The sequence below is a fragment of the Mesorhizobium sp. J18 genome, assembly GCF_007829525.1.
Taxonomy (GTDB): domain Bacteria; phylum Pseudomonadota; class Alphaproteobacteria; order Rhizobiales; family Rhizobiaceae; genus VLJP01.
The window spans coordinates 73315-92223 of the sequence record NZ_VLJP01000003.1; the positions used below are offsets into that span (position 1 = coordinate 73315).

The window sequence follows — 18909 nt, forward strand, 5'->3', positions numbered from 1 at the left end:
GGACAGATTTCATGACAAAAATTCGCAAGCCATTCGCCCTCGCGACGCTCGGTGCCGTTCTGGCACTTGCCGCCTGTGAGACGAGCGGACCGCCGCGCATGGCAAATGTTCAGCCCCAGACGGGCGTCGAAGGCTCCTGGCTCGACCAGCAGGGCGTAGCTGTTTCCCGTTTCAACAGCGGGCAGTTCGAGACGGTCGCCACGGATACGGGCAATCGGCTGGCCGAGGGCACTTATACCTATCGCGACCAGCAGAATGTCGAGATTTCCATGCGGTCACTGATCAGGCAGACGACATCGAGCGTGAACTGCGCTCTCGTGTCGCCCAGCCAGTTGAACTGCACCAATTCCAACGGTCAGCAGTTCACCCTGACGCGCAGCCCGGGTGTCTCCTGAGCCAAAGCCTGCCCTAAATGCAAGGCCGGGCGTGATCCTGCCCGGTTTTCTTTCCTTCCGGCCATCAACCTGACGGTTCCGGCTTGCACGGTTCATATGCCTCCTGCGATAAGGATCGCAACGACAAGAGGAGAACATATGGCTGCGCATTTCGACGACCTGGAAACGCTCGATCCCTCTCTCCGTGAGAGCAGGCTTTTCGAGCGGTTGCCGCGTTTCCTGAGCGAAACCGCAGCAAAGGTGCCGGGGTTGCGGGACTGGCTTTCAGGGATAGACCTGGCTTCGGTGAACAGCCGTGCTGCATTGGCCCGCCTTCCTGTCCTGCGCAAGCCCGAGCTTCTCGAGATGCAGGCCGCGAACCCGCCTTTCGGCGGTTTCGTCGATCCGGCCGCTCTTGCCGGTGCACGGGTCTTCATGTCGCCCGGCCCCATCTGGGAGCCGCAGGCACAAGGCTCCGACCCCTGGCAGGCCGCACGGGCTTTTTTTGCCGCTGGCGTTCGGCGCGGCGATATCGTCCACAATGCCTTCGCCCATCACATGACGCCGGGCGGCTACATCCTCGACGAAGGCGCGCGCGCGCTGGGCTGCACCGTCTTTCCGGCCGGTACCGGCAATACCGACATGCAGGTGGAAGCAGTACTCGCCCTGAAACCGCAGGTCTATTGCGGCACGCCGGATTTCCTCAAGGTGATACTGGACAGGGCAGCCGGGCTCGGCACGCCCCTCTCCTCCTTCCGGCTCGGCCTTGTGTCGGGCGGCGCCCTCTTCCCTTCCCTTCGCGAGGAGTACCGGTCGCGCGGCATCAATGTACTTCAATGTTATGCGACCGCCGAATTCGGCGTGATCGCCTATGAGACGACGGATAAGGGCGGGCAGCCATATCCGGGCATGGTCGTCAACGAGAACCTCATCGTGGAGATCGTGCGGCCCGGCACAGACGATCCCGTGGCCGAGGGCGAGGTCGGCGAGGTGGTGGTGACGGGGTTCAATCCTGCCTATCCGCTGGTCCGTCTGGGGACCGGCGATCTCTCTGCCGTCATGCCGGAAAGGAGCCCCTGCGGCCGCACCAATATGCGCATCAGGGGCTGGATGGGGCGTGCCGACCAGCGCACCAAGGTGAAGGGCATGTTCGTCGATCCGAAGCAGGTCGCCGCAATACTGAAGCGCCATGTGGAGATCGCCAGGGCTCGGCTGGTGGTGAGCCGGGACGGCGAACGCGACGTCATGGCGCTGCATGTGGAACCCGCGGAGAAGGCTTCGCTCGATACCAGCGCGATCGAGGCTACCTTGCGCGAGGTGACGAAGCTCGGCGGCACGGTCCATCTTGTTGATCCCGGCGGACTGCCGAATGACGGCAAGGTCATAGCCGACGAGCGCGACTACGCCGGTTGAGCCGCGTCGTAACGGCCCCCGCTGCCTGCGGCCAGACGTTGCATTGAATTTGCCAGCGCCGTGTCTAATTTCGCGGCACGCACGGAGTTCTTGCAATGATCGCCCCTAACCTGATCGATCCCGACGCGGCCAAGGCCGTCGGTCCCCTGCCTGCCGGCCGCCCATCAGCCAATGTCGGCAGGGTCGGTGTTCTGCTCGTCAATCTCGGAACGCCGGAGGGCACCGAATACGCGCCGATGCGGCGCTATCTGAAGGAGTTCCTGTCCGACAGGCGGGTCATCGAATGGCCGCGCGCCGTCTGGCTTCCCATCCTTTACGGCATCGTGCTGAACACGCGGCCCAAAAGATCCGGCGCGCTGTACCGCAATATCTGGAACCGCGAACGAGATGAATCTCCACTGCGTACCTTCACCCGTTCGCAGGGCGAAAAACTTGCGGCGGCTCTGGCGGCGCATGAGAATGTCGTTGTCGACTGGGCGATGCGTTATGGCGAGCCCTCGATCGAGGCCGTGACAAAGCGCCTGCTGGATCAGGGCTGCGACCGCATCGTGATGTTCCCGCTCTATCCGCAATATTCGGCGACCACTACGGCAACCGTGAACGACAAATTCTTCGAGGCGCTTATGAAGCTGCGCTTCATGCCAGCCGTGCGCACCGTGCCTGCCTATCCCGACGAGCCGGCCTATATCGAGGCGCTGGCGCGTTCGGTGAAGAAGCATCTGGCGACGCTGGATTTCGAGCCGGAAGTGATTATCGCCTCCTATCACGGCATTCCGGAAAGCTATTCCGTGCGCGGCGATCCTTACCGCGTCCAGTGCGAAACCACGACGCGCCTTCTGCGGGAGCGTCTCGGCTGGGACGAGAAGAAACTGATCACATGTTACCAGTCGCGGTTCGGGCCTGAGGAATGGCTCAAACCCTATACGGACGAGACCGTGGAGCGTCTTGCGAAGGAAGGCGTCAGATCCCTCGCCGTGATCAATCCGGGCTTCGTTTCCGACTGCCTGGAGACGATTGACGAAATGGGCCGCGAGGTCGCCCATATCTACCGCGAGGCCGGCGGCCAGAACTATTCCCATATCCCCTGCCTCAATGACAGCGAGGAAGGCATGGCGGTGATCGAGACACTCGTGCGCCGCGAATTGTCAGGCTGGATCTGAGCAAAATCCGTCTTTCGCAAAAGCGGAGAGGCAAAGGGCGATTGATGTGACCCTGATTCCCGCCTAAGTGTCTTGCTGACACCATCCGGAGTTGCGGGAGAGGACGATGTTTTCAGGTCTCGACATTCTCATTGCGGTCCTTGTCGTTCTCGTCCTGCTGCTGCTGTTCGCCGGCATCAAGACGGTGCCGCAGGGCTACAACTATACGGTCGAGCGCTTCGGCCGCTACACGCGCACGCTTACGCCCGGCCTCAACCTGATCATCCCTTTCATCGACCGCATCGGCGCCAAGATGAACATGATGGAGCAGGTGCTGGACGTTCCGACCCAGGAGGTCATCACGCGCGACAATGCGATCGTGGCTGTCGACGGGGTCGCCTTCTACCAGGTGCTGAGCGCGCCCCAGGCTGCCTATCAGGTCTCGGGGCTGCAGAATGCCATCCTCAACCTGACCATGACCAATATCCGCTCCGTCATGGGCTCGATGGATCTCGACGAACTGCTCTCCAACCGCGACACGATCAACGACCGCCTGCTGCACATAGTCGATGAGGCGGCCAATCCGTGGGGCATCAAGATGACCCGCGTCGAGATCAAGGACATCAACCCGCCGGCCAATCTGGTGGAATCCATGGCTCGCCAGATGATGGCCGAGCGCAACAAGCGCGCGCAGATACTGGAAGCCGAAGGCCTCAAACAGGCGCAGATACTGGAGGCCGAAGGCCGGCGTGAGGCTGCGTTCCGCGACGCGGAGGCCCGCGAGCGCGCGGCGGAAGCGGAGGCGCGCGCAACCCAGGTGGTCTCGGAAGCGATCGCCCAGGGCGACGTGCAGGCCGTGAACTATTTCGTGGCGCAGAAATACACCGAAGCGCTCGCCAAGATCGGGTCCTCGAACAACAACAAGGTGGTTCTCCTTCCCGTCGAGGCCTCCGCCCTCATAGGCTCGCTCGGAGGCATCGGCGCCATAGCGCGCGAGGTCTTCGGCGGCGAAGCACCCCAGGCCGTGCCCCGCCGGTCCACGGCAAGACCGCCGGCGACAGGACCGGACCGCACCTGACGGCAGTCAGAGGAAATCAATCATGCTCCTGGAGCTCGTCTTCGATCTGGGTCCGTGGAACTGGATGCTCCTCGGCCTCATCCTCCTGATTCTCGAGATCCTCGTCCCGGGCGTCTTCCTGCTGTGGATCGGCATCGCCGCTATCCTCACCGGCGGTCTCTCCCTGCAGCTTTGGGACCTGGGATTCTGGACCTGGCAGGTGCAGGTCCTGATGTTCCTCCTGCTGTCGCTGGTCTCGGTTTTCGCGGGCAAGCGCCTGCTGGCCCGTCCTGCGTCCGGAGAGACAGATCAGCCCTTTCTCAACCAGCGCGCCGAACAGCTTATCGGCCGCACCGCCACCCTGGAAGAAGCGATTGTAGAAGGCTATGGCCGCATTCGCCTCGGCGATACGCTCTGGCGCATCAGCGGGCCAGATCTTCCGGCCGGCGCGCGGGTGCGCGTCACCGCAGCCAGGGACGGAACGCTGCAAGTGGAGCCGATTTAGAGCTTTCTGACTCAGAGTCTGAATCAAAAAACGATCCGGCGAGGCCGAAGGCGGTGGTTTTCGAGCATCGGAGCGGAGCGTACATGTCGTAGGCGAGCGCCGGAGCGCAGACAGACGCCGTTTTCGCCTCGCTGGAGCGACTTTTGGTTCAGGCTCTCAGGCCGCACCGATGCGCAGGAGATCGTGCAGATGCACGATGCCCGCCGGCTTCCCGTCCTTGACGACCATCAAGGTGGTGATGGCGGAGGCGTTGATGATCTGCAGGGCGGTGGCCGCAAGCGTGTCGGGCGAGATCGTTTTCGGATCCTTTGTCATGACCTGATCGACGGTCATCGACAGGATGTCGCTGTCCATATGGCGGCGCAGGTCGCCGTCCGTGATGATGCCCGTCAGCCTGCCTTCGGCATCCGTTATGCCGACGCAGCCGAAGCCCTTGCGCGAAATCTCCAGAATGGCCGTGCGCATCCCTGTACCTGTGGCCACCAGCGGCATCTTCTCGCCGCTATGCATAATGTCGGCGACATGGGTCAGGTTGGCGCCGAGCTGGCCGCCGGGATGGAAAGTACGGAAATGATCGGCTGTGAAGCCGCGCGCTTCGAGAAGCGCGACGGCCAGCGTGTCACCCATAACGAGTTGCATCAGCGTCGAGGTGGTCGGCGCCAATCCATGCGGGCAGGCTTCCGGCACCCGTGGCAAGGTCAGGACGATGCTGGACTCCCGCGCAAGGGCCGAATTCCCGCCCGAGGTGATGGCGATAAGCGGGATAGCGAAACGGCGCGCATAGGCGACAATACCCTTGAGTTCCGTTGTTTCACCGGACCACGACATGGCGAGGATCGCATCGTCGCGCGCAATCATGCCGAGGTCGCCGTGGTTTGCCTCCGCCGGATGTACGAAGAAGGCTGGCGTGCCCGTGGAAGCAAGGGTCGCCGCGATCTTGGAGCCGATATGGCCGCTTTTGCCCACTCCCGTCACGATCACTCTGCCGGTGATCCGGGACAGGAGCTCGACTGTCTGCACAAACGGTTCCGAAAGGCCGTTTTCGAGCGCGACCGCCAAAGCGGCCACGCCCGCCTTTTCGGTGGCGATCGTCCTCGCGGCCGACGCGATCATTGCCTTCCTGTCCGGGAGGGCTTTCAGTTTCGCATGCATTGGGTGTCTACTCGTGCTCTCGGATCACGGCTCGCAAATGCAACCGGAGTGGTGATATCGCCCTACCGCTTTCATCGGCGCCTGTCCAATATTGTTTCGCCAGCCGCTTCCTTCACTGGCGGCTGCGACACTGGCCTCGTGCCGAAAGCTATTCGGCCGCGATCTCCCGCATGAAATCCGTCACATGCTTCTTCATATCCGGCCGCGCCAGCGCAAAGGCCAGATTGGCTTCGACGAAACCTTCCGGCGAGCCGCAATCGAAGGTCCGTCCCTTGAAATGATAGCCGTAGAAGGGCTGCTTTTCGAGCAGCCGCAGCATGCTGTCGGTCAACTGTATCTCGTTGCCGGCACCACGTTCCTGATTTTCCAGGATCGAGAAGATCTCCGGCTGCAGGATATACCGGCCGTTGATGTAGAGATTGGTCGGTGCGTCCTCCGGCTTCGGCTTTTCCACCATGCCGGTGAGTTCGAAACCGCTATGCACGTCCTTGCCTTTGACGACGATGCCGTATTTGTGCGTCTCCAAAGGATCGCATTCCTCGACGGCAACGATGTTGTTGCCCGTTTTCTCGTACAGGTCGACCATTTGCTTCAGGCAGCCGGGTTCCGATTGCATGATCATGTCCGGCAGAAGCAGCGCGAAGGGCTCGTCTCCCACGATCTCTCGCGCGCACCAGACGGCATGGCCGAGGCCAAGTGGCTCCTGCTGCCGCGTGAAACTGGTCTGGCCCGGCGCCGGCTGCATGCCCTTCAGGCGTGACAGGACTTCGTTCTTGCCGCGCTGCTCGAGCGTATCGTAAAGCTCGAACTGGAGGTCGAAATGGTCTTCGATGACCGCCTTGTTGCGTCCGGTCACGAATATGAAGTGCTCGATGCCCGCCTCTCGCGCCTCGTCGACCACATATTGAATGACGGGCCTGTCCACGACCGTCAGCATCTCCTTGGGCACGGCCTTGGTGGCGGGCAGGAAACGCGTTCCCAGACCGGCAACGGGAAAGACGGCCTTGCGTAATTTCTTCATGCGGTTAACCATGTCATTGGATGTAAGGGACGCGTCCAGGCAAGCATTGTTCTGCTCGAAACACTCCTATCATGGAAGGCTGTTGGAAAGCAGAAGTCAACGCTCCGGCAAAACAACCGGAAGACCCTATGGTAAACCCTTTCCTAACTGCATTCGGCGATAAGTGTCTTTCGGCATTTTCAACGGAGGTAGGAATGTTCTCTCGCAGGGCCGTCAATCGCTGTCTCGCCGCCATCGCCGGAATGGCGCTGATCCTGTTTTCGGCCGCAGCGCCCGCCATGGCGGATGCAGGCTTCCAGCGCTGGGTGGCGGAATTCCGTTCGGTTGCAGCCGCCAACGGCATTTCGGCATCGACCTATGATCGTGCTTTTCGCGGGGTAACTGCGGCCGATCCCGAAGTGCTGGAGAAGGCGCGCTATCAGCCAGAGTTCAAGTCTCCGGCCTGGCAATATTTCGACAATCGCGTAAACGAGGAAGCGGTGGCCACAGGCCGCGCCATGGCGCGCAAATGGAAACCATGGCTTGACCGGATCGAGCAGCATTATGGCGTCAGCCGCTATATCCTGCTCGGTATCTGGTCGATGGAATCCAATTACGGCGAAGCGCTCAAGAACGACAAGGTCATGCGCAATGTCGTCCGCTCGCTCGCCACGCTGGCCTATGCCGACAGCCGCCGCGCAAAATTCGCCCGCACCCAGCTCATCTCCGCCCTCAAGATCCTTCAGCGCGGCGATATCGACGTGCATCACCTGACGGGTTCCTGGGCTGGCGCCATGGGGCATACCCAGTTCATACCCACCAGCTACGAAGCCTATGCGGTCGATTTCGACGGCGACGGCCGCCGCGACATCTGGACTTCCGTGCCGGACGCGCTTGCGACAGCGGCAAACCTGCTGCACCGTAACGGCTGGCGCCCGGGCGAGACATGGGGTTACGAAGTCTCGCTGCCAGCCGGCCGCAAATTCCCCGCCGGTTCCATGTCGCTGTCGCACTGGGCATCCATCGGCGTGGCACGCACGAATGGGAAAGCCTTCCCGGCACCCTCTCGCAACGCAGAACTGAAGGTTCCGGATGGCCGCGCCGGACCGGCATTCCTCATGACGAAGAATTTCTTTGTGCTGAAGCGCTACAACAATGCCGACACCTATGCGCTTGCGGTCGGCCTTCTTGCCGACCAGATTGCCGGTTATGGTGGGCTGGCAAGGGACTGGAATCGGCCCTTCGAGCGCCTGTCCTTCAACGAGACGCAGGAGTTGCAAAAGCGGCTTCTTTCGCTCGGCTATTATGACGGCAAGATCGACGGCAAGATCGGCGAGGCGTCCCGCTCGGCAATCCGGGCATTTCAGGCGCAAGCCGGCTTGACGCAGGACGGCCATCCCAGCAAGGAAGTGCTGCAAACCTTGCGGCGGTTCTGACAGCACAGGCGAAAAAGGTGCATATATGGCGATGGTGTTGCGAAGGCTTGCATGCTCGGTGGTGGCCTTTGCCGTCATCGTCACTGCCGCTGTCCTGTCAACGCCGTCGCCCGTTCATTCGCAGGAACTCGTCGGGCGCTGCATCGGCCTCTTCAACTGCCTTTTCCGGCGGCCGGCCGAACGCGTCGAGCCGCAACGGGTGCGGCCCGCCGAAAGATCGCGGCCCAAGAGCAGAGCACGCAAGATCGCCCCGCGGGCGGCCGCCCCGGCCCCTCCCCCTGAACCGGTCATCGAGAAGCTGGACAATGCGCGCGTCGTTCTCGTCGTCGGCGACTTTCTTGCCAACGGTCTGGCGGAAGGCCTGACCCAGGCCTATGCGAAATCGCCCGGCGTCCGCGTCGTTGATCGCACCAACGGCTCGTCCGGTTTCGTCCGGAACGACTATTACGACTGGAACAAGGAAATCGGCTCCATTCTCGATGAGATAAAGCCGGCTGTCGTGGTGGTGATGATCGGCTCCAACGACAGGCAGCAGATCAAGATAGGCGACAAGCGCGAGGACCCGCGTTCGGAAGCCTGGTTGAATGAGTATGACAAGCGCGTCACGAACTTCGCCGAGGCGGTCCGGAAACGCGACATACCGCTCGTCTGGACGGGCCTGCCGCCCTTCAAGTCGAGCAGCATGACCTCCGACATGCTGGCCTTCAACGACATCTATAAGCAAACGGCGGAACAGGTCGGCGGCGAATTCGTCGACATCTGGGACGGCTTTGTCGATGAAAACGGGAGTTTTGTATTCACCGGGCCGGACATGAACGGCCAGCCGGTTCGGCTGCGCGGCAGCGACGGCATCAATCTCACGCGCCCTGCAAAGCGCAAGGTGGCGTTCTTCGTCGAAAAGCCGCTTGCCAAGATTCTGGGCAAGGCCGTTTTGCCGGATATAGGCAAGCTCGACATGGAGAACCTCCCCACCGTCGAGGAAACACCCATCGACCCGGCGCTGCTCGACCGTACGCCCCCCATGTCGCTCGGAGATCCTGATTTGGACGGCAGCTCCGTCCTGCTTGGCGCCACCGTGGACACCACGCGGGATGAGCCGCGGACAGCGGGCCAGAAGCTTCTGGCTGATGGCCTCGTTCCCACAGGCGCACCTGGTCGAGCCGACGATTTCTCCCTGCGGAAGCTGCCGCTCCCCAAAGCGGAAACGGCCACTGACGGCGAAACAACGACGGCGATCAGGCGTTAGGTCCGTTTGTCTTCATACTGCGCTCAGCCGAGTTCCTGGGCGAGTCCGATGAGAAGCCCCTCAGGCCCACGGACATAGCAGAGCCGATAAGCATCTTTATACTGGGCAACTTCGCCTACGAGTTGCGCGCCGCGTGTGCGGAGCCTTTCAAGCGTCTCGTCGATGTCATCCACGGTGAACATGGCGCGGAGATAGCCCAGGGAGTTGACCGGGGCGTTCCGGTGATCCGCGACGACAGGCGGCTTGAGGAAGCGGGAAAGCTCGAGCCGGCTGTGACCGTCCGGCGTGCGCATCATGGCAATCTCGACATGCTGATCGCCCAGTCCAGTGACACGCCCGGCCCATTCTCCTTCGATCGTGGCCCGCCCTTCGAGCTCAAGGCCGAGTTCGCGAAAGAAATCAATCGTCCCTTCGAGGTCTTCGACGACGATTCCTATGTTGTCCATCCGCTTGAGCGCCATGTCTCCAGTCTCCAAGGTGGCGTCTATTCTAACAACAGACGCTTGAGGTATTCCGACACCGGCGGCCATCCGGGTCCGATTCGCCGCTGGCTTCAGAGGCTTGGATCATGGACCGCCTCAGACCGCCACCCCGGTTTCAAAGGCACTTAGAGCCAGTGTCAGGTGGCCACAAGCTGATCCGTGCCGGGCACAAAGGCATGGAAGGCAGCAAGTACCTGCTCGCGATAAAGATCGGCTTCCTGCAGCAGTTCATGTTGTGCGTAATCGACGGTCAGGACCGAACCGGCGCGCATACGGCGCGCATAGGCTTCGATTGCTGGCGTGGACACGACGCGGTCAGCACCGGCGGCGATGAAAAGGGTCGGAATGCGGATGGCGGATATGAAATCCTGATCCCATACCCGCTCCTGGGCCCGGAAAACGCCATGTACCCAGGCAGCGGTGGGTCTTTCGATCGCCAGTTCAGGGTGTTGGCGATAGATTTCCTGGTTGCGCCTGTAACGCGAGATGTCGCTGGTCAACCTGTTGGTCTCGAAAGACGATGCCTTCTTCGCCGGGACGCGGCCCATGGGCACCGAACTGAGACCGACATGGAAAAAAAATGAGGACAGACAACGCAGGGTTCGCACCGAAACAGGAAGATTGATGAGCTCCAACAGCGGAGCGATCAGCACCATCCTCTGGATACGGTTCACCAGATCGGGGGCGGCAAGAAGCGCAATCAGCCCCCCTGTCGAATGAGCGAGCAGGTAATAAGGCGGCCGGCAGTCCGGCAGGACGATCTGTTTGAAGAACAGGTCCAGGTCGGAAACATAGCGGTCGAAACTATCCACATGGCCGCGCATGGGATCGCGCAGCATGCGGTCTGAGCCGCCCTGTCCGCGAAGGTCAAAGGTGGCGGTGCCGAGCCCCTTGGCCGAAAGGTCTCTTATGGTCTCGAAATACTTTTCGATGCATTCGCTGCGACCGGGCAAGAGCACGACTGTGCCCTGCAGCGGGCCTTCCGCGGTTTCGAAACGGGCATAGCGAATGCGAATCCCGTCACGCATGGCGAGCATGCCGGATTGCGCATTTTCCGGGACCGGATTTCCTGCTGTCTCGAATAAAAGATCGGACATTCCGCGACGGCAAAAGGTTTTCGTGCTGCCGCCCGTGATAGGAAGCATGAGCGATAAAAGCAAAGGAAATCCGGCCATCACTGTGGGGTCAGTACCCACTAATATGATCGAAACGGAAAGGCCGGAAGCCGCGCGAAGCTGCTTCCGGCCCTGCCGAACCGGGCGGAAGGGACGTTACACCCGGATCGAACTGATGACGGCTCCAAGGCCGTTTCGATGACGTTGAAGGGAAGATAGCCGAGCCAAGCTGAACGTTCCCCGAAGGGGAAATTCATCTGCCGTTCATAAAGGTGCAAATCGCGACGGCGGGAACGGGCGGCTCGCACCCTTGAAATTACGGGGATATGGTCCCACATCCAGCCTGCGGCTGCCCGTGGTGGGGCCGCTGGCTCACAGGAGACGCCGCATGCCGGGTCTCAGGAAAGAGCCAATCGCAAAAACTTGTTGCTCAACAGGAGAACAAACCATGCGTCACGTCGACTTTTCGCCGCTGTACCGTTCGACCGTCGGTTTCGACAGGCTCTTCACCATGCTTGATTCGCTTGCCCAGCCTGACGGCGGCCAGACTTATCCGCCTTACAATATCGAGCGCACGGGCGAGGATGCTTACCGCATTTCGATGGCGGTTGCCGGCTTCTCGGAGGATGATCTTTCGATCGAGGCCCATCGCAACGTCCTGACCATCAAGGGCGAAAAGAGCGAGGACAAGAACAGCGAAGGCGTCGAGGTGCTTTACCGCGGCATTGCCGGCCGCTCTTTCGAGCGCCGCTTCCAGCTTGCCGACCATGTCGAAGTATCCGGCGCCGAGCTGAAGAACGGCCTCCTCCATATCGATCTCAAGCGCAACATTCCCGAGGAGATGAAGCCGCGCAAGATCGCGATCTCCACCTCCGGAAAAAATGCCAGGCAGATCGAAGCCAAGGCGACCCACTAAGCTCGCCAGCAGCATTCAACAAGCGGCGCTTTTTGGCGCCGCTTTCTGTTTCAGGCCGTAAGAAGCCCGCCAAATTCGGCGATCTGTTCTTCCGTCGTGGCAAAGCTTGTAACGAAACGGCACAGCATCTCGTCCTCTCCAAGCTGCGCCTCGAAGCCGTGTGGCACCTTCCAGGGATAAAAGACGGCACCTTGTTCCTTCAGCCGCTCGGCTGTTGCGCGTGCCATGATGGGGAAGATCTCGTTCGCCTGCGGCCGCCAGGCCAGCCTTATGCCAGGCGCTTCCTCAAAGAGGGCAGCGAGTTTTGAGGCCATGGCATTCGCATGCCGGGCCGAAGCCAGCCAGAGATCGTCCGTGAAATAGGCGTCGAACTGGGCCGCCACGAAACGCGACTTGGAAAAGAGCTGGGCGGCGCGCTTGCGCAGGAAATGCATTTCTTCGGCCTTATCGGAATCCAGAACGACCACGGCCTCAGCGCACCAGCAGCCGTTCTTCGTGCCGCCGAACGACACGATATCGACACCGCGCTTCCACGTCATTTCGGCCGGTGTGGTGCCGAGCGCCACCAGCGCGTTGGCGAACCGCGCGCCGTCCATATGAAGCGGCAAGGCATTGGAGCGGCAGATTTCAGCCAGGGCTTCGATTTCCTCGAGAGCATAGAGAGTGCCGATCTCGGTCGCCTGCGTGATGGTCACTGCCATCGGCCGTCCCGCATGGATGAATTCTGCCGGATAGCGCGCTATCGCGCTTTTCAGTTCACCAGGGTCCATGCGTCCAACAGGCCCGTCGACCGGGCAGAGGCGCCCCCCTCCGGTGAAATATTCCGGCGCGCCGCATTCATCTTCTATGCAGTGGGCCTCCCTATGGGCGAAAGCCACTCCGCCCGATCGGTTCACCAGTGACAGCGAAAGTGCATTGGCGGCCGTGCCGGTGCCCACGAAGAAGACCGCGACCTCGCGCTCGAATATCTCGCAGAACTTGCGTGCCACACGCGCGTCGAGGTCGCTGTTCCCATAGGCCGGCGCGAAGCCTTGAGCATGCTCGCTTAGTGCCGCCGCGATCTGCGGATGCGCGCCGGCCCAGTTGTCGGAAGCAAAATACATGTCGAATCCGATTCCATTTTAGTCCGGCCGGACAGTGGCTTCTTTGCCGGCCCCCTCGCAACCCCAAATCCACGCTCGGCTGCCGGATACGTCCGTGAATCCACCGGCCCCGTCATTCGTTTCAACACAGACGGCAGTAACGAAACAATGTTTCGTCTGCGGCGTGGAATTTTGCCATTTCCGTCTTGTGCAGCTATTAATTTTCTGGCATAGGGCAAATAGGACAGTAGTGCTGTCTTATTTTGTTCGCACATCGGCGACCGGATTTGCCTATAATCGGTGCATCCGGTAACTCCCGCAGGTGATGTGGATCCAGGTTGCAGGGGCGAAGAGTAGTCGACCTTGCATCCCGTTAAGGAGAAAGACACGCCGGAGATGGCCGGTCGATGTCTTTCCGGCTTTCGAAAGATTTGCCGCGTGCAGACCGGGTTGCACAAGAACGAGTGCCGGCCCGAAGAGTGATGAACGCCCCGGAGGGCATGGGAAGTGGAGGTGACGATGACGGATATGACGCCATCTGTATCGACTGGGCAAAGGCCGGCCGTGCAGACGAAAGCGGTCGCCGTCAAACCTGCGCCCTCCGCGCATGCAGTTCCGACTGCCCGCGGCCTTTACGATCCGCGCAACGAGCATGACGCCTGTGGCGTCGGCTTCATCGCCCACATGAAGGGCGTCAAGTCGCATGGCATCGTCGAGGATGGCCTTGCCATGCTTGAGAACCTCACCCATCGCGGAGCGGTGGGCGCGGACCCGCTGATGGGCGACGGCGCCGGCGTTCTGGTGCAGATCCCTGACCAGTTCTTCCGCGAGGAGATGGCCTCACAAGGCATCGAACTGCCGGAGGCGGGACACTACGCCGTCGGACACTGGTTCATGCCACAGGATGCCGAACAACGGGAGCATATCGAGGCGGTTATCCGCGATGCCGCCCAGGCGGAAGGCATTCCTCTTCTCGGCTTCCGCAACGTGCCGGTCGACAATTCGAGCCTGTCCAAGGCGCCCGACATTGCCGCCTCGGAGCCTTATCACCGCCAGGCCTTCTTCGGCCGGCCGGCTGGAATCGAAAATGATGACGACTATGAGCGCAGGCTCTATATCCTGCGCAAGGTGATCTCCGGCCGCATCTATGCCGAGAACGACAATCGCGACATCGGCGCCTATTGCGTTTCGATGTCCTCGCGCACGATCGTCTACAAGGGCATGTTCCTGGCCTATCAGGTCGGTGCCTATTACAAGGACCTCAGAGACCCACGCTTCGAGACGGCACTGATCCTCGTCCACCAGCGCTTCTCCACCAACACCTTCCCATCCTGGAAGCTGGCGCATCCGTACCGCATGGTGGCGCATAACGGCGAGATCAACACCTTGCGCGGCAATGTCAACTGGATGGCGGCGCGGCAGGCTTCGGTCGATTCGGAGCTTTTCGGCAACGACATCTCGAAACTCTGGCCGATTTCCTATGAAGGCCAGTCGGACACCGCCTGCTTCGACAATGCGTTGGAGTTCCTGTATCAGGGCGGCTACTCGCTCGCCCATGCCATGATGATGCTGATCCCCGAGGCCTGGGCCGGCAACAAGCTGATGAGCCCGGAGCGGCGGGCATTCTACGAATACCACGCGGCCCTGATGGAACCGTGGGACGGGCCGGCGGCCGTCGCCTTCACCGATGGCAGGCAGATCGGCGCCACCCTTGACCGCAACGGGCTGCGTCCAGCGCGCTATATCGTCACCGACGACGACCGCGTCATCATGGCGTCGGAGGCCGGCGCCCTGCCCGTTCCGGAAGAGAAGATCGTTACCAAATGGCGGCTTCAGCCGGGCCGCATGCTCCTGATCGATCTCGAACAGGGTCGGATCGTTTCCGACGACGAAATCAAGACCGAGATCGCCACCAAGCATCCCTTCCGCAAGTGGCTCGACAATACGCAGCTCATCCTGGAGGAGTTGAAGCCGGTCGAACCCCGCGCGCTACGCAAGGACGTCTCGCTGCTCGACCGGCAGCAGGCCTTCGGCTACACGCAGGAAGACACCAGGACGCTGATGGCGCCAATGGCCACCACAGGCCAGGAAGCTGTCGGCTCCATGGGCACCGACACGCCGATCTCGGCCATGTCGGACAAGCAGAAGCTGCTCTACACCTATTTCAAGCAGAACTTCGCCCAGGTGACGAACCCGCCGATCGATCCGATCCGCGAGGAGCTCGTGATGAGCCTCGTCTCCTTCATCGGGCCGCGGCCGAACATCTTTGATCTCGTCGGCTCCTCACGCCGCAAGCGGCTCGAGGTGCGGCAGCCTATCCTGACCAATGGCGACCTGGAGAAAATCCGCTCCATCGGCCACACCGAGGATCGCTTCGACACCAAGACCATCGACGTCACCTATTCCGTTGACGAAGGCGCTGCCGGCATGGACGGAGCACTGGAACGGCTCTGCGAACGCGCCGAAGCAGCGGTGGCCGGCGGCTATAACATCATCATCCTTTCCGACCGGCAGGTCGGGCCGGATCGCATTGCGATCCCGATGCTTCTGGCCACGGCGGCTGTCCACCATCACCTGATCCGAAAGGGCCTGCGCACTTCGGTGGGCCTGGTGGTGGAATCCGGCGAGCCGCGGGAGGTTCATCATTTCTGCTGCCTTGCCGGCTTCGGCGCCGAGGCGATCAACCCCTATCTCGCCTTCGATACGCTGACGGACATGCACAGGCGCGGCGAGTTTCCGCCCGAGGTCGACTCGGAGGAAGTGGTTACCCGCTATATCAAGTCGATCGGCAAGGGCATCCTGAAGGTCATGTCCAAGATGGGCATCTCGACCTACCAATCCTATTGCGGTGCGCAGATTTTCGACGCCATCGGCCTGAAAAGCGAATTCATCGAGAAATATTTTACCGGCACGGCAACCACCATCGAGGGCGTCGGACTCGAGGAGATAGCGGCCGAGACTGTCGCCCGGCATCAGGCGGCCTTCGGCAATGATCCGGTGTTGAGGAACGCGCTGGACGTCGGTGGTGAATACATGTTCCGCATGCGCGGGGAAGCGCATATGTGGTCGCCCGAGGCGGTCGCCACGCTTCAGCATGCCGTACGCGGCAACTCCTGGACGACCTATAAGGAGTATGCCGCGCTGGTGGATAGCGAAAGCGCGCGCGCGAAGTCGATCCGCGCGCTCTTCGAAATCAAGAAGGCCGAACGAACCGGCCGCAGGCCGGTTGCCCTCGAAGAGGTCGAGCCGGCCTCCGAGATCGTGAAGCGCTTCTCGACGGGCGCCATGTCCTTCGGATCGATCTCACGGGAGGCGCATACGACGCTGGCACGCGCCATGAACGCGTTCGGCGGCAAGTCGAACACGGGTGAAGGAGGCGAGGAACCCGACCGCTTCCTGCCGCTGCCCGACGGCAAGCCGAACCCGGAACGCTCGGCCATCAAGCAGGTGGCGAGCGGTCGGTTCGGGGTGACGACGGAATATCTCGTCAATTCCGACATGATGCAGATCAAGGTGGCGCAGGGCGCCAAGCCCGGCGAGGGCGGGCAGTTGCCTGGCCACAAGGTCGATGCGACCATCGCCAAGACCCGTCATTCGACGCCCGGCGTCGGCCTGATCTCGCCGCCGCCGCATCACGACATCTATTCGATCGAGGACCTGGCCCAGCTCATCTTCGACCTGAAAAACGTCAATCCGGCTGCCGACGTATCGGTCAAGCTTGTGTCGGAAGTGGGTGTCGGCACTGTCGCGGCCGGTGTGGCCAAGGCGCGCGCCGACCACATCACGATCTCCGGCTATGACGGCGGCACCGGCGCCTCGCCGCTGACCTCGCTGAAACATGCAGGCAGTCCGTGGGAGACCGGGCTTGCCGAGACGCACCAGACGCTGGTGCTCAATGGCTTGCGCAGCCGCGTGGCGCTGCAGGTGGACGGCGGATTGAAAACGGGCCGCGACGTCATCATAGGCGCCCTGCTCGGCGCCGACGAATTCGGCTTCTCGACGGCCCCGCTGATCGCGGCCGGCTGCATCATGATGCGCAAGTGCCATCTGAACACTTGCCCAGTCGGAGTCGCCACACAGGACCCGGTGCTGCGCAAACGCTTCAAGGGCGCGCCCGAGCATGTGATCAATTACTTCTTCTATGTCGCCGAGGAAGTGCGCGAGATACTTGCCGAGATGGGCTTCACCAGGCTGGACGACATCATCGGCCAGTCGGACCTTCTGGAAAAGCGCGCCCTGATCGCGCATTGGAAGGCGCAAGGGCTCGATTTCTCCAAGGTCTTCTTCAAGCCCGACGCGCCGACGGAGGAAATCCGCTGGACAAGGCGGCAGAAGCATCCGATCGATGACGTGCTCGACCGCAAGCTGATCGCCGAAGCCGCCCCTGCCCTGGAATCCCGGCAGCCGGTTCGGATCGAAACGGAGATCCGCAACACCGACCGCTCGGCGGGCGCGATGCTTTCGGGCGAAATAGCCAAACGCTTCGGCCATAAGGGTCTGAAGGAGGACACGATCTCCGTCAGGCTGACCGGCACCGCCGGCCAGTCCTTCGGCGCCTTCCTGGCTCGCGGTGTCTCCTTCGAACTGATCGGCGATGGCAATGACTATGTCGGCAAGGGGCTTTCAGGTGGCCGCATCATCATCCGGCCGGCCGAGAATTCCCGCATCGTGCCGGAGAACTCGATCATCGTCGGGAATACCGTGCTTTACGGCGCCATCGAGGGCGAGTGCTACTTCCGCGGCGTTGCCGGCGAACGCTTCGCCGTGCGCAATTCTGGTGCAATAGCCGTGGTCGAGGGCGTCGGCGACCATGGCTGCGAATATATGACCGGCGGCGTGGTGGTCGTGCTCGGCCAGACGGGGCGCAACTTCGCGGCCGGCATGTCCGGCGGCGTGGCCTATGTGCTGGACGAGGAAGGCGATTTTGCCGAGCGCTGCAACATGGCGATGGTCGAGCTCGAGCCGGTGCCCGAAGAGGACGACATGCTCGAGAAGCTGCATCATCACGGCGGCGATCTCGACCACAAGGGCCGCGTCGACGTCTCCGGCGACATGACGCGCCACGACGAGGAGCGGCTCGTGCAGCTCATCTCGAACCATATGCACTATACCGGTTCGACGCGAGCAAGGGCCATCCTCGACAACTGGGCCGACTATCGTCCGAAATTCCGCAAGGTCATGCCGGTCGAATACCGCCGCGCGCTCATCGAGATGGAGCGCATGCGCATGGGACTGGCTGCTGAGTGAGGAGCGGCTAGGTTGAACAAAGGGAACGCCTGGCATATGCCATCCGGAGGTGTCGGATGAACGTACACAATAACCCTGCAGGGAAACGGACCGCGAAATTGTTTCGTAACGGACGCAGTCAGGCGGTCAGAATACCGAAGGAGTTCGAGCTCGAAGGGGACGAGGTTCTGATCTCTCGAGACGAGGATGGTACGGTTCATCTACGGCCTAAGGACCGGCGAAAATCACTTGTCGACGTTCTCGATTGGCTGAAGGAAAACGGTCCTGTCGAAGACTTTCCGCGTGATCCAGGCGACAAAGGACTATTGCCGCTCGACGATATCAAGCTGTGACACGCTATCTGCTCGACACCAATATTATTTCGGACCCGTTCCGGAACCCAGGAGGAAAAGTCGATCAGGCTTTGCGCGCTCGCATTGGAGAAGAGATCGGGACGAGTTTGATCGTGAGAGGCGAGATTCTGTTCGGACTGAAGAAGAATAACAACGTTCGAGGACTTCATCGATTTGAAATGCTGCTCGATTCGATAACCGTATGGCCTCTCGAAGAGCCCGCCGAGGATCGATATGCAGCACTTCGCGTAGACATGGAACGAAAGGGCCACCAGATCGGGGCGAATGACCTTTGGATAGCCGCTCAATCGCTGGCGCTCGATGCGAAGTGGTTACCGATGATCGCGCTTTTCAACGCCTGCCGGGATTGAAGGTTGAAAACTGGTTGCGGCACTGACCGCACCGAAATGGGA

Annotated in this window: 16 protein-coding genes; 11 read left to right on the forward strand and 5 right to left on the reverse strand. The window is 61.4% G+C overall.

From position 1 onward, the window contains the following. The first annotated feature begins 11 nt into the window (after positions 1–11). The 5 genes from L598_RS02320 to L598_RS02340 all read left to right on the forward strand — a co-directional run bounded on the left by L598_RS02320 (position 12) and on the right by L598_RS02340 (position 4488). Positions 12–395: a hypothetical protein gene (locus L598_RS02320; RefSeq protein ID WP_144859820.1), complete on the forward strand. Its 384-nt coding sequence runs from the start codon at positions 12–14 to the stop codon at positions 393–395. A gap of 138 nt (positions 396–533) precedes the next feature. Continuing rightward, positions 534–1787, forward strand: a complete 1254-nt coding sequence (locus tag L598_RS02325) for an AMP-binding protein (RefSeq protein ID WP_144859823.1) — start codon at positions 534–536, stop codon at positions 1785–1787. Between the two features lie 95 nt (positions 1788–1882). Further along, positions 1883–2947, forward strand: coding sequence for a ferrochelatase (hemH, locus tag L598_RS02330; RefSeq protein ID WP_144859825.1), 1065 nt, complete (start codon positions 1883–1885; stop codon positions 2945–2947). 106 nt (positions 2948–3053) lie between these two features. Further along, positions 3054–4004 carry an SPFH domain-containing protein gene (locus tag L598_RS02335; protein WP_144859828.1) on the forward strand — a complete coding sequence of 317 codons (951 nt, stop codon included), beginning with the start codon at positions 3054–3056 and terminating at the stop codon, positions 4002–4004. A gap of 22 nt (positions 4005–4026) precedes the next feature. Next, the gene (locus tag L598_RS02340) at positions 4027–4488 is read left to right on the forward strand and encodes an NfeD family protein (protein ID WP_144859831.1); all 462 of its coding nucleotides are present in this window, start codon (positions 4027–4029) and stop codon (positions 4486–4488) included. A gap of 156 nt (positions 4489–4644) precedes the next feature. Here the strand turns inward: L598_RS02340 and L598_RS02345 are convergent, their stop codons facing one another. Both L598_RS02345 and galU read right to left on the reverse strand, forming a co-directional pair. Continuing rightward, positions 4645–5640: a KpsF/GutQ family sugar-phosphate isomerase gene (locus L598_RS02345; protein ID WP_144859834.1), complete on the reverse strand. Its 996-nt coding sequence runs from the start codon at positions 5638–5640 to the stop codon at positions 4645–4647. Positions 5641–5788: 148 nt separating this feature from the next. Continuing rightward, entirely contained in the window at positions 5789–6661 is an 873-nt protein-coding gene (galU, locus tag L598_RS02350; RefSeq protein WP_144859837.1) for a UTP--glucose-1-phosphate uridylyltransferase GalU, read from the reverse strand. Positions 6662–6855: 194 nt separating this feature from the next. Here galU and L598_RS02355 point away from each other — a divergent pair, with 194 nt between their 5' ends. Next, a complete protein-coding gene (locus L598_RS02355; RefSeq protein ID WP_246658589.1) occupies positions 6856–8076 on the forward strand; it encodes a lytic murein transglycosylase in 1221 nt (406 codons plus the stop codon). A gap of 25 nt (positions 8077–8101) precedes the next feature. Further along, a complete protein-coding gene (locus L598_RS02360; RefSeq protein WP_144859840.1) occupies positions 8102–9322 on the forward strand; it encodes a DUF459 domain-containing protein in 1221 nt (406 codons plus the stop codon). Positions 9323–9345: 23 nt separating this feature from the next. Here the strand turns inward: L598_RS02360 and L598_RS02365 are convergent, their stop codons facing one another. Then, a complete protein-coding gene (locus tag L598_RS02365; protein WP_144859844.1) occupies positions 9346–9783 on the reverse strand; it encodes a VOC family protein in 438 nt (145 codons plus the stop codon). A 158-nt stretch (positions 9784–9941) separates the two neighbouring features. Further along, entirely contained in the window at positions 9942–10901 is a 960-nt protein-coding gene (locus tag L598_RS02370; protein ID WP_144859847.1) for an alpha/beta hydrolase, read from the reverse strand. A gap of 466 nt (positions 10902–11367) precedes the next feature. On the opposite strand from L598_RS02370, the gene L598_RS02375 reads away from it, so the two are divergent. Next, positions 11368–11835 carry an Hsp20 family protein gene (locus L598_RS02375; protein ID WP_144859850.1) on the forward strand — a complete coding sequence of 156 codons (468 nt, stop codon included), beginning with the start codon at positions 11368–11370 and terminating at the stop codon, positions 11833–11835. A gap of 50 nt (positions 11836–11885) precedes the next feature. Here the strand turns inward: L598_RS02375 and L598_RS02380 are convergent, their stop codons facing one another. Continuing rightward, positions 11886–12938, reverse strand: coding sequence for a low specificity L-threonine aldolase (locus tag L598_RS02380; RefSeq protein WP_144859853.1), 1053 nt, complete (start codon positions 12936–12938; stop codon positions 11886–11888). Positions 12939–13436: 498 nt separating this feature from the next. Between L598_RS02380 and gltB the strand changes: the two genes are divergently transcribed. From gltB to L598_RS02395, 3 genes are read left to right on the forward strand one after another with little or no spacing between them, the layout of a single operon-like run. After that, positions 13437–18164 carry a glutamate synthase large subunit gene (gene gltB, locus L598_RS02385; RefSeq protein ID WP_144859856.1) on the forward strand — a complete coding sequence of 1576 codons (4728 nt, stop codon included), beginning with the start codon at positions 13437–13439 and terminating at the stop codon, positions 18162–18164. Between the two features lie 56 nt (positions 18165–18220). Further along, positions 18221–18496, forward strand: a complete 276-nt coding sequence (locus L598_RS02390) for an AbrB/MazE/SpoVT family DNA-binding domain-containing protein (RefSeq protein WP_144859859.1) — start codon at positions 18221–18223, stop codon at positions 18494–18496. Next, positions 18493–18867 (forward strand): PIN domain-containing protein, encoded by a 375-nt coding sequence (locus tag L598_RS02395; RefSeq protein WP_246658590.1) that lies wholly within the window; start codon positions 18493–18495, stop codon positions 18865–18867. The genes L598_RS02390 and L598_RS02395 overlap by 4 nt, the downstream gene beginning before the upstream one ends. Positions 18868–18909: the final 42 nt, after the last annotated feature.

Bases quoted from the DNA above. Each gene is read 5' to 3' on its own strand.
- L598_RS02345 (WP_144859834.1), bottom strand. From the start codon at position 5,640: ATGCATGCGAAACTGAAAGCCCTCCCGGACAGGAAGGCAATGATCGCG.
- L598_RS02355 (WP_246658589.1), top strand. From the start codon at position 6,856: ATGTTCTCTCGCAGGGCCGTCAATCGCTGTCTCGCCGCCATCGCCGGA.
- L598_RS02370 (WP_144859847.1), bottom strand. From the start codon at position 10,901: ATGTCCGATCTTTTATTCGAGACAGCAGGAAATCCGGTCCCGGAAAAT.
- L598_RS02325 (WP_144859823.1), top strand. From the start codon at position 534: ATGGCTGCGCATTTCGACGACCTGGAAACGCTCGATCCCTCTCTCCGT.
- L598_RS02365 (WP_144859844.1), bottom strand. From the start codon at position 9,783: ATGGCGCTCAAGCGGATGGACAACATAGGAATCGTCGTCGAAGACCTC.
- gltB (WP_144859856.1), top strand. From the start codon at position 13,437: ATGACGGATATGACGCCATCTGTATCGACTGGGCAAAGGCCGGCCGTG.
- L598_RS02375 (WP_144859850.1), top strand. From the start codon at position 11,368: ATGCGTCACGTCGACTTTTCGCCGCTGTACCGTTCGACCGTCGGTTTC.
- L598_RS02340 (WP_144859831.1), top strand. From the start codon at position 4,027: ATGCTCCTGGAGCTCGTCTTCGATCTGGGTCCGTGGAACTGGATGCTC.
- L598_RS02320 (WP_144859820.1), top strand. From the start codon at position 12: ATGACAAAAATTCGCAAGCCATTCGCCCTCGCGACGCTCGGTGCCGTT.
- L598_RS02335 (WP_144859828.1), top strand. From the start codon at position 3,054: ATGTTTTCAGGTCTCGACATTCTCATTGCGGTCCTTGTCGTTCTCGTC.
- galU (WP_144859837.1), bottom strand. From the start codon at position 6,661: ATGAAGAAATTACGCAAGGCCGTCTTTCCCGTTGCCGGTCTGGGAACG.
- L598_RS02380 (WP_144859853.1), bottom strand. From the start codon at position 12,938: ATGTATTTTGCTTCCGACAACTGGGCCGGCGCGCATCCGCAGATCGCG.
- L598_RS02390 (WP_144859859.1), top strand. From the start codon at position 18,221: ATGAACGTACACAATAACCCTGCAGGGAAACGGACCGCGAAATTGTTT.
- L598_RS02360 (WP_144859840.1), top strand. From the start codon at position 8,102: ATGGCGATGGTGTTGCGAAGGCTTGCATGCTCGGTGGTGGCCTTTGCC.
- hemH (WP_144859825.1), top strand. From the start codon at position 1,883: ATGATCGCCCCTAACCTGATCGATCCCGACGCGGCCAAGGCCGTCGGT.